Below are 8,793 nucleotides of genomic sequence, written 5' to 3'. Positions count from 1 at the left end.
AACGAATCAATATCTTTCAAAAGAACGATATTTTCACCAAGGGGGACGTCTACCCTTTTTTAGCCAGAAAATAAGAGCAATTTTTTTCATTTAACTATTGACATTTATTAGCTGGACTTAATTTTATAAGTCAAGAATACCACTCTATAAAAGCAAAGTCAATACAAAAAGTTGGCAAAGGATACAAAAAAGAATTGACAAAGCAGACATAGGATACTATAATGTAGACAAAGGAAACGAAGAAAGTGAGGTGAAACACAATGACAGAAGATAGAAAAACATTGCTTACTGAAACTACAGAGCTTCTCAAAGATCTGGACCAGAAGAGCCTGGAACTGATCCGAACTGGCGCAGAACTTCTGAGAGCCAGAGATGCACTGGAACAGAAAAAGAGACTTGCAGGATAACCATTGAGGCCCGTAAGGCCGGATAGGAGGAGTGGCGAAATGACAACAATAATAGCTTCTGCGATTATTTCAGCCATCACAGCAAAAATAGTAGCCACCTACTATTTTAAGGAAGTAGATGGCTACGTGAGAGAAATGTGTGAAATGACGAAAAAAAGCAATCAACACACATTAGCTATTTTACACAAACTTCAAAAAAATTCTTTCCCAAAGGAGTGAAATATCCAAGATATTTGTGAATGGCAGCTCTTTTAGAAGCATAACAACGAAAAGCTTTTGAAGAGAGAGCTTCATAATAGGATGTCTTTTCGTAAGGAATATAGACTGATTTATTGAAGCAGTATGAATTTGTATTAAGCGCAATTATTCCCAATCGTTCTAAAGAAGAAATAGCAGAAGAAGCGGCTTCCAGGCTTACATTTTCAAGAGACGATATATAAACTGTAGAAAATTGAGTCTCAGAAGTCAAATTTTGTTTGTCTTCAAGAATATAATCAACTAATGGAAAAATACGATCGGGATGAAGGGTTTTTAAAATTTGGGCATCTGTCGGACTCATCTGTTTAATAATTTCTGCAAAAGATGGATGAACATTTTGAACATAGTTATTATCCATAGATTTGGAAATTAAGTTCACAAATAGTTTACGAAGTTCTTCTGATTCAATACAGTATTTAGAATTTTCAAGAGCTTGGGCTGTTGTTTGAATACTAGGCTCTATGAGATTTTCTTCGGGAATAGATGCAATTTTTTGTGACAATTCTTGCTTGTAAAGTTCCAGATCATGAGCATATTTCATGCGACGTTTATCGGCGGCTTGAGTAATTCCGCCAAACACTAGATACCATACATCAGCTAATGTTTGGCCTACTCCTTGAGTTGGCTTATCTGTAAGGTTTTTTACAGCAGTGTCAATAGAATCTGGAAGATCAGGCAAATTAATCAGGGAAGAGTTTTTGTCAGACATATTTTTTCCTTCTTTCTTATGTATTAGGCATGGCAGTGCCTGTAAGAAAAGAATAGGAGAGAAACAGCAGAAAGTCAATATTTATATAGGAGAAGAAAGGGAAGTGAGTTGAAATGATGATAGAAAGTATTGATAAAACTATAGAAGTTTTATGTGAGAGAATTCAGAAAGAAGCTGAAACTTCAATGTACATTGAAACTGTGCCGGATATGGTAAAAGCCCTGGCAGAGCTGCTGTCTGCCAGGGAAAAACTCAACAGAGAGTTTTAAGCAAGAAATTTCTCGCCAGCATGAGACTTTACGTATTCTTTTTCTAAACTTAAAAGTTCGAAATATATAGAACGATAAGCCTCATGGATGTCACTTACTGACAGCTGTTTTAAATCATACTTGGATTTGAGAATTTCCATTGTAAGTGCGTGCATAGTTTGGCTCATTGCAAATCTCCTTTCATATGTACTCGGGTGTGCCAGTACCCTGTATATACAGAATAGGAGCGTAATGTCGAAAACACAAGAAAAAGCGTTCGACAAAGTAGTAAAAATTCTATAAACACAACAAACACAATCTTCATACGATAAAACAGGAGGTGAACCAGATGGCAGTTATCAAAGAAATCAAAAACGGCTCCGGAGGAATAATCCGGATCCATGACGATTATTGTAAGAACAACACTCCGGAAGACAATCAGAAGATCATAGATAACGTATCCCGGATAGTGAATGATTATTACATAAGAAAATCCGCAGGGTAGAAAGGAGAACACATGATAAGTTACCCGGAATTCAAGAAACTTCTTAAAGCAGAGCCAGAACTGCAGAAAAGAAAAAGACTAATTAAACTCCGTAAATTTCAGTATTCTCAGGAGATTCTGAAAGCAGTAATGCCGGTTTACGGAAACGATATCGATTATGCCCTTGCCGGCTTGGACGAGGCGAGAGATATCCTTGTTGGAATGAAAGCGTACTCGAAAGAGGTTGAAGACAGCATGGAGGAAGCAGATAGATGAAACGAGATGCGATCATATCCCTTTTTATAGCCCTCCCAGTAGCGAACCTTCCATTCTGGAACTGGGACCGCCCGTCAGACATGGTTTTGATGGCCGGAGTGTTTTGGATGGTAGCGTTTTACTTCGTGGTTGGGACGGGATATCAGAAACGATAAAGAAAAAGAGCCCTGGGAGCGGCAACTCCTGGGGCCCAATGAACGTAGTATTTCCCGAATATTACGTCCTCATTATACAAAAATGCAGGAGGAAAATCAATGTTTGAAAACGAAATGAAAGAAATTCTCGATCTGGTGCTTGAAATCAGCACAGAAACAGATGTCAGTGTGTCATATGACTATGACAGTGAAAACAAAACTCTTGGTGTTTTGGCAGAGGGAAAGCTGTTCACGATATCAAACGGTAAATACCTGGTAGACGAGGCAGATGAATGCAAACGCTATCTTGTTAAGCTGGGCGGAGCGAGTTTCAGAAGAAAACAGCTGAGAGTTCTGAAACAGCTGCATAGTTCAGAGATTGCAGAATGTATCAATGATCTTCTCCAGGAGCTTCAGAAGAGAGAGGATCCGATCCTTGATCATGAGAATCCGGAGATGGCTTTAAGCCGGATCGAGTACCATGCCGCCGGCGGATGGTTTCCTGGAGGAAGAACAACTCCGGCTGTAGGCGATGGATCAGACAACCTGTATTGCTTTTTTGAGGAGGTACCGGAATGAATATTTATCAGAAGATGCTGGAAGTCATGAAAGGCGTAACATACCTTTCCAAAGACGACAAGGTGGAATTTAAGACTACAAAATATAAGGCCATCTCAGAAGAAAAGGTAACTTCTACAGTGAGAGCAAAGCTGATCGAGCAGGGACTTGTGATCTTTCCGATTGCACAGGCCCACAAAAGAGAAGGAACTCTTTCCACGGTGGACGTGACATACCGTATTGTGAATACCGAGAATCCGGATGAGTACATAGATGTTGTTTCTTCCGGATCCGGAGTGGATACACAGGATAAAGGCGTTGGAAAGGCTATGACATATGCATATAAATATATGCTGCTCAGGACTTTTGCCATTCCTACAGGAGAAGATCCGGACAAGATCTCCAATGCACAGCTGGACGAGGAGGAGAAGGCAAAGAAGGAAGCGGAGGAAGCAGAAGCAAAGAAGGTTACGCCCGTGGATATTTCTTCCATGAGACGCTACTTCAGAAATAATTGCATCAGTGAAGAAAAGGTCCTGAAAGCTTATAAAGTAGAACGGGCACAGGATCTGACTTTCGGCCAGTTTAGAGCAATTCTTGCAGAAAAGAACCTTGAGTACTTCAAACAGAACTGTGGGGCATAGGAATGGAATTCAAAGGAAAGATTTCCGCGATGTTTCGGGATATCGTGACCGGGAAATGGAATCTTACATTTTCTACAGACCAGAACATTGCTGAAGCGGCGCAGATCTTCTCTGGCAAGGATATAGATATAAAGCTGAAGCAACACAGGGAAAAGCGGTCCCTGGATGCAAATGCTTACTATTGGTGCCTTTTGACCAAACTGGCAAAGATCCACGGCTGGAGCAATGCAGAAGCCCACAACCGGATGTTGCGGGACTACGGGCAGTATGAACGGGTGGAGGGACAGCTGATCGCTGTTCCCCTTCCGGACACAGATCAGACAGAAAGAGAAGTCCTGAGCAAGATGGAGTACCACCTGGCATTGTCCCCGAAAGTTACAGTCATGAAGGGCGAAACAAAGCGTGTGTATCTCCTTCTGAGAGGCTCCAGTACCTACAATACAGAAGAGATGGCCAGGCTGATCAGCGGACTGATTGAGGAATGCAGATATTCCGGGATCCCGGATAGTGAGATCATGACACCATTTGAGAAACAGAAATTGTATGAGCAATACGGAATAGGAGAGAAGCATGAACAGTAGGAATAAAGGAGCAGCCGGTGAGCGGGAAGTGGCCGGTATCCTCCGGGGCTATGGATATAAAAAGGCCAGAAGAGGACAGCAGTACAGCGGAGCCAATGGTGATGCTGATGTGGTTGGCCTTCCTGGCATTCATATCGAAGTTAAGAGAAGAGAGCGTCTTAACATATATGATGCAATCGATCAGGCCAAGAGAGACAGGAAGCCGGAGGAGCTTCCAGCAACGTTTCACAGGAAGAATCATTGTGAATGGCTTGTGACTATGACACTGGAAGACTGGATGCAGTTATACAGGGAATGGGAGGCTGGTTATGGATTATGTGAAGATCAGCAGGAAAATCCTTGAATGGGAATGGTACACCGACATCAACACCAAGGTGCTGTTCCTGCATATCCTTTTAAAAGCGAACTGGAAGCCTGGAAGATTCCAGGGGACAGACGTTCCGAGAGGATCATTTGTCACATCTCAGCAGAATCTTGCTCTGGAAACAGGCCTCACACTTAAGAATGTGAGAACGGCACTAAAACATCTGGAAAATACAGGTGAGGTGGCAGTCAGCCGGCACCCGAAATTCAGCGTAATTACAATAAAAAACTACGATAAGTACCAGTCAGGTGGCAGTCAAGTGGCAGTCAACGGGCAGTCAGGTGGCAGTCAAGTGGCAACAATAGAAGAAAGGAAGAAGGAAAGAAAGGAAGAATATAATAAATCTCCTAAAGGAGATTATGAGAGTAGAACTCCGGAAAGCAGCATCTATGCCACGATTCGTGAATTATACAATTCCGTTTGTGGGTCGTATCCCCGCCTGGTAAAGATGTCTGATGCAAGGAAAAAGGCAATCAATGCCAGATTGAAGACGGGATATACTCTTGATGACTTCCGGAAACTGTTTGAAAAGGCAGAGGCTTCCGACTTCCTGAAAGGCGCCAACAAACGTAACTGGTCAGCTACTTTTGACTGGATGATCTGTGATTCCAACATGGCAAAAGTCCTTGATGGAAACTACGATCCGAAAGATCAGGGAGGAATGAATGATGAACCAGAACCAACAAACTCAGTCCAGCTCTGGTGACTCTGGTGAGTGTCCGGTTTGCCATGGGACAGGCTGGGAGCTGTATAACGCCACGGTGCTTGATTACGGGCTTCCGGAAGAAGTTACATACGCACGGAGATGCCCGAAATGCAAAGGACAGTTCCGGGGTGAGGACAGGACAGGCACCCCGAAAGAATATCATGACGCAGACCTGACAAAGTTTGATTTCGGCGTGTACTCACATGACATGGGCAAGATGCAGGATCTGTGTCACAACTTCCTGGATCATTTTCAGAAATGGGAGATGGCAGGAAAAGGGCTGTATCTGTGGAGCCGGACACCTGGAAGCGGAAAGACTTTCCTGGCCTGCTGTCTGGCTAAGTCAGTGATGATGAAATACAACCTGTCGATGCGGTTTATCACAGCTCCGGACTACATAGACGCTGTAGGAAACAGCTACAAACGGGAACGCGGAGAGGAAGATCCGAGCCAGATCTATCGTGAGTGTGGGATCTTGGTCCTGGATGATATCGGAGCACAGGCAGATAAGGACTGGCACAGGCAGGAGATCTTCCGGTTAGTCAATAAGCGCATGGAGGACGGGAACATCACAATCTACACCTCAAACATGAGCACTGACGCACTGAATGTAGACAACAGGACCAGAGACCGGATCATAAAAGCAAGTATAGAGCTCCGGATGCCGGAGGAAAGCATCCGGAAGAAACAGGCTGCCAGGGAGCAGAAGACATTCCTGGCAAGTGTGATGGGATAAGGAGGACTATGGTTTGACGATGAGCCCGAACAAAGAAAACCTGAATGGATGCAAAGAGCAGACAAGGAACGAAGACGAAGGCATAGACAGCATTCTTGAAGCTTTTGAGACATACGTGTGTGACGAGCTGTGCTGCCATCGTGGAGAAAAGCTGACACAGGAAGAAATGGACTGGTACTGCTGCCATTGTGAGTTACAGCAGTACACGGACAAGATCCGCGAAGAGTATGAGAAGGTCAATGACTTTGGCAAGAGCCAGGCAGGTCAGCTTATGAACAAATATCGCAAGATCACACTCTGCAAAGACTGCGGGTATCGCGGAGGGATAAACAAGCCTCACTGTGCAGGAAAAATGTCCGGAATTGCGGGCGTTTTGACAGAAGGCGATGGATGCAGCAGAGGAATTGAGGAGAAGTAAGGGAGGACGCAAGATGTTACAGGAAACGAATTTGGATAAGGCATTGAAAATGGTACTGGCTGGGAAGCTGGTACTGGCAGCAGCGAAAAAGACCGGCGATGTCGGATCAACAAAATATACATTCCGGTCGCTGAATGAGATCCTGGAGAAATATATTTTTCTGATCCAGGTACCGGCGGTTGAGGATCCTGAGTTCAAAGAAAAGATTGCAGAAATGGTTCAGAGTGTTCCGGCTGTAAATATTGCGGAAGGCCCAGAAAAAAAACAGACAGATAAGCCGAACAAGATCGTACATTGCGAAGAAAGAGGATATTCAGGCTTTCTGCATATCCGTTGTAAATGTGGAGCAGAAAAGAGCTTCTTTACAAAAGTGGGGCTGAGTTCTTTCAAATGCACTGAGTGTGGAGCACGAACAGACCTGAAAGATTTGAAACTTGCATTTCTTAGCTGCGAATGCGGAGAACACCTCAGGTATTTTACAAATGAGACAGCAGAAATGTTTGATTTAAACTGTCTGGACTGTGGGCAGCCAGTAGCAATGAAATACAACGAGAAAAAGAAACGGTACGAAACAATCAGGGGATAAAGTGTAGGAGAAAAAATGGACGCAGTAGAAAGTAAATGGTATGAGATGGACATGTCTCTGAATGATGCAAAAAAACTTCTTTCATCGAACATCAAAAACATGTCGAGGAGCTTTATTGCCGCCGGAACTGAAGGACATCCCAATTCCAACGGAAACAGAAATAATGGGATATTTGTACGATGAAGAGCGAAAACTCAGGGAAATTCTTGAAGTAGAAAAAGAAGAACCTGGGATGCCGCGCATGGAGATTATGAGACAGCAGATGATAACGGCAGGTCTGAGATTAATCAAGAATCTTGTCGAAGATTGTCGAGAAGAATAAACAAGGGTGTTTTCAAAATCCAGATATATCACAAATACATAGAGGGGAGGCCCTGACCTCCCCGGAAAGGGGCAGAAATGTTATTTCCAAAGACAAAACCAAAGAAAAAGAGAATGCGCCATCCGGCCAGCATTCTTCACGATAAAAACAGTAGAACCTGTTATCTCTGCGCGACACTTCACGACAACTGGAGCGAACACAGGATCCTGGATGAGCATCATGTATTCGGAGGACCAAACCGGAAAAACTCAGAAGAATATGGTCTGAAAGTATACCTGTGCCATGATCATCATATCTACGGGCCGGAAGCTGTGCACAACAACGCCCGGATCCGCCACGAATTACAGCGGACAGCACAGAAATTATTTGAAAAGCAACACAGTCACAAAGAGTTCATGGAGATATTCGGCCGGAATTACCTTGATCCGGTAGAAGAGATAGGGGAAAACAATGAGAGGAAGAAAGAACCTGTACAAGATAGTAGACCAGAACGGGAAGCAGGCCTTTGAGGATTTGCTCGACTGTCAGCAGGCAGCAGAGAAGACCGGCACAACAAAACAAAACGTCTACCAGGCAGTAGAAAATTACGCTCTCGTAAATAAGAAATACCGGATCATCCCGGAAGACACAAAACTAAGCAGAAAGCTCGATTTTGAACTCCTGGCAGAAGGGGACAGATACCGGAAATGGATGCTGAGGGCAGCAGGGAGGAGAAGATGAATAAGAGACAGAAAAAGAAGTTATTCAAGAAAAGAGCTGGCTTTTACCCACCGGGAGGCTTTAATACCTTCGGGTTCCAGATCTTCACCGGAATCGGAATGACAAAGAAGAAACGGGAGAGACTGGACAGGATGCTGGATGATCTATTTGGAAACATGGAATATGACCGGAATACCAGAAACGTAGAGAATTTTAACCGGATCATGACAGAAAGGAGAAAATAATGGAAAATACATGCAAAACCTGTATCAACAACGATGATGGCCTCTGCGATCGCAAAGGAATCCTTGTAGAAGACGAAGATTCCTGTGAGCATCATTGGCCAGTAGGGAAAAAGGTCAAAATAAAAAAACATGAGAAGAAACTGGACATCACACCTGAACTGGCTATAGCAGCCTATAACACACTGATCCAGTTTTGCAGAAGACAGCCGGCCAGTGAGGATGGTACCTGTAATAGATGCATTTTATATCAGAATTGTCCTGGCACATCAGATCTTTTGCCAGAGGACTGGAATGAAATAAAGTCCAGCTAATAAATGTCAATAGTTAAATGAAAAAAATTGCTCTTATTTTCTGGCTAAAAAAGGGTAGACGTCCCCCTTGGTGAAAATATCGTTCTTTTGAAAGATATTGATTCGTT

21 protein-coding genes are annotated in these 8,793 nt (G+C 43.5%); 19 read left to right on the top strand and 2 right to left on the bottom strand.

The features are described 5' to 3' along the window. The first annotated feature begins 260 nt into the window (after window positions 1–260). Both KQI39_RS16830 and KQI39_RS16825 read left to right on the top strand, forming a co-directional pair. Complete coding sequence (locus KQI39_RS16830) at window positions 261–407, top strand: hypothetical protein (RefSeq protein WP_216419731.1); 147 nt, start codon at window positions 261–263, stop codon at window positions 405–407. Window positions 408–446: 39 nt separating this feature from the next. Next, entirely contained in the window at window positions 447–626 is a 180-nt protein-coding gene (locus KQI39_RS16825) for a hypothetical protein (protein WP_216419730.1), read from the top strand. Here KQI39_RS16825 and KQI39_RS16820 read toward each other — a convergent pair. Beyond that, complete coding sequence (locus tag KQI39_RS16820) at window positions 583–1,374, bottom strand: DUF4393 domain-containing protein (RefSeq protein WP_216419729.1); 792 nt, start codon at window positions 1,372–1,374, stop codon at window positions 583–585. The two genes, KQI39_RS16825 and KQI39_RS16820, sit on opposite strands and share 44 nt — an antisense overlap. Before the next feature lie 113 nt (window positions 1,375–1,487). Here KQI39_RS16820 and KQI39_RS16815 point away from each other — a divergent pair, with 113 nt between their 5' ends. After that, a complete protein-coding gene (locus KQI39_RS16815; protein WP_216419732.1) occupies window positions 1,488–1,643 on the top strand; it encodes a hypothetical protein in 156 nt (51 codons plus the stop codon). Here KQI39_RS16815 and KQI39_RS16810 read toward each other — a convergent pair. Then, window positions 1,640–1,810 (bottom strand): hypothetical protein, encoded by a 171-nt coding sequence (locus KQI39_RS16810; RefSeq protein ID WP_216419728.1) that lies wholly within the window; start codon window positions 1,808–1,810, stop codon window positions 1,640–1,642. The two genes, KQI39_RS16815 and KQI39_RS16810, sit on opposite strands and share 4 nt — an antisense overlap. 161 nt (window positions 1,811–1,971) lie before the next feature. Between KQI39_RS16810 and KQI39_RS16805 the strand changes: the two genes are divergently transcribed. From KQI39_RS16805 to KQI39_RS16730, 16 genes are all read left to right on the top strand, one after another. After that, the gene (locus KQI39_RS16805; RefSeq protein WP_216419727.1) at window positions 1,972–2,127 is read left to right on the top strand and encodes a hypothetical protein; all 156 of its coding nucleotides are present in this window, start codon (window positions 1,972–1,974) and stop codon (window positions 2,125–2,127) included. Between the two features lie 12 nt (window positions 2,128–2,139). Beyond that, window positions 2,140–2,382, top strand: a complete 243-nt coding sequence (locus KQI39_RS16800) for a hypothetical protein (RefSeq protein WP_216419726.1) — start codon at window positions 2,140–2,142, stop codon at window positions 2,380–2,382. After that, window positions 2,379–2,537, top strand: coding sequence for a hypothetical protein (locus KQI39_RS16795; protein ID WP_216419725.1), 159 nt, complete (start codon window positions 2,379–2,381; stop codon window positions 2,535–2,537). Before KQI39_RS16800 ends, KQI39_RS16795 begins: the two co-directional genes overlap by 4 nt. A gap of 99 nt (window positions 2,538–2,636) precedes the next feature. Continuing rightward, window positions 2,637–3,095, top strand: coding sequence for a hypothetical protein (locus tag KQI39_RS16790; RefSeq protein ID WP_216419724.1), 459 nt, complete (start codon window positions 2,637–2,639; stop codon window positions 3,093–3,095). Beyond that, entirely contained in the window at window positions 3,092–3,718 is a 627-nt protein-coding gene (locus tag KQI39_RS16785) for an ERF family protein (RefSeq protein WP_216419723.1), read from the top strand. Before KQI39_RS16790 ends, KQI39_RS16785 begins: the two co-directional genes overlap by 4 nt. A 2-nt stretch (window positions 3,719–3,720) precedes the next feature. Further along, complete coding sequence (locus KQI39_RS16780; RefSeq protein WP_216419722.1) at window positions 3,721–4,299, top strand: hypothetical protein; 579 nt, start codon at window positions 3,721–3,723, stop codon at window positions 4,297–4,299. Continuing rightward, window positions 4,289–4,642: a hypothetical protein gene (locus tag KQI39_RS16775; protein WP_216419721.1), complete on the top strand. Its 354-nt coding sequence runs from the start codon at window positions 4,289–4,291 to the stop codon at window positions 4,640–4,642. Before KQI39_RS16780 ends, KQI39_RS16775 begins: the two co-directional genes overlap by 11 nt. Further along, window positions 4,608–5,369 carry a hypothetical protein gene (locus KQI39_RS16770; RefSeq protein ID WP_216419720.1) on the top strand — a complete coding sequence of 254 codons (762 nt, stop codon included), beginning with the start codon at window positions 4,608–4,610 and terminating at the stop codon, window positions 5,367–5,369. Before KQI39_RS16775 ends, KQI39_RS16770 begins: the two co-directional genes overlap by 35 nt. After that, window positions 5,329–6,105: an ATP-binding protein gene (locus KQI39_RS16765; protein ID WP_216419719.1), complete on the top strand. Its 777-nt coding sequence runs from the start codon at window positions 5,329–5,331 to the stop codon at window positions 6,103–6,105. The genes KQI39_RS16770 and KQI39_RS16765 overlap by 41 nt, the downstream gene beginning before the upstream one ends. A gap of 19 nt (window positions 6,106–6,124) precedes the next feature. Then, window positions 6,125–6,523: a hypothetical protein gene (locus KQI39_RS16760; protein WP_216419718.1), complete on the top strand. Its 399-nt coding sequence runs from the start codon at window positions 6,125–6,127 to the stop codon at window positions 6,521–6,523. 13 nt (window positions 6,524–6,536) lie between these two features. Then, a complete protein-coding gene (locus KQI39_RS16755) occupies window positions 6,537–7,109 on the top strand; it encodes a hypothetical protein (protein WP_216419717.1) in 573 nt (190 codons plus the stop codon). A 15-nt stretch (window positions 7,110–7,124) separates the two neighbouring features. Further along, window positions 7,125–7,292, top strand: a complete 168-nt coding sequence (locus tag KQI39_RS16750) for a hypothetical protein (protein WP_216419716.1) — start codon at window positions 7,125–7,127, stop codon at window positions 7,290–7,292. A gap of 216 nt (window positions 7,293–7,508) precedes the next feature. Next, complete coding sequence (locus KQI39_RS16745) at window positions 7,509–7,940, top strand: hypothetical protein (protein WP_216419715.1); 432 nt, start codon at window positions 7,509–7,511, stop codon at window positions 7,938–7,940. After that, window positions 7,882–8,151, top strand: a complete 270-nt coding sequence (locus KQI39_RS16740; protein ID WP_216419714.1) for a hypothetical protein — start codon at window positions 7,882–7,884, stop codon at window positions 8,149–8,151. Before KQI39_RS16745 ends, KQI39_RS16740 begins: the two co-directional genes overlap by 59 nt. Next, window positions 8,148–8,375 (top strand): hypothetical protein, encoded by a 228-nt coding sequence (locus KQI39_RS16735; RefSeq protein ID WP_216419713.1) that lies wholly within the window; start codon window positions 8,148–8,150, stop codon window positions 8,373–8,375. The genes KQI39_RS16740 and KQI39_RS16735 overlap by 4 nt, the downstream gene beginning before the upstream one ends. Further along, window positions 8,375–8,686 carry a hypothetical protein gene (locus tag KQI39_RS16730; RefSeq protein WP_216419712.1) on the top strand — a complete coding sequence of 104 codons (312 nt, stop codon included), beginning with the start codon at window positions 8,375–8,377 and terminating at the stop codon, window positions 8,684–8,686. The genes KQI39_RS16735 and KQI39_RS16730 overlap by 1 nt, the downstream gene beginning before the upstream one ends. The last annotated feature ends 107 nt before the right edge of the window (window positions 8,687–8,793 follow it).

The sequence above is a fragment of the Blautia sp. MSJ-36 genome (genome assembly GCF_018917985.1).
GTDB lineage: Bacteria > Bacillota > Clostridia > Lachnospirales > Lachnospiraceae > Blautia_A.
The sequence above is the reverse complement of the archived record's forward strand: the minus strand, read 5'-3'. Positions and strand labels throughout refer to the sequence as shown.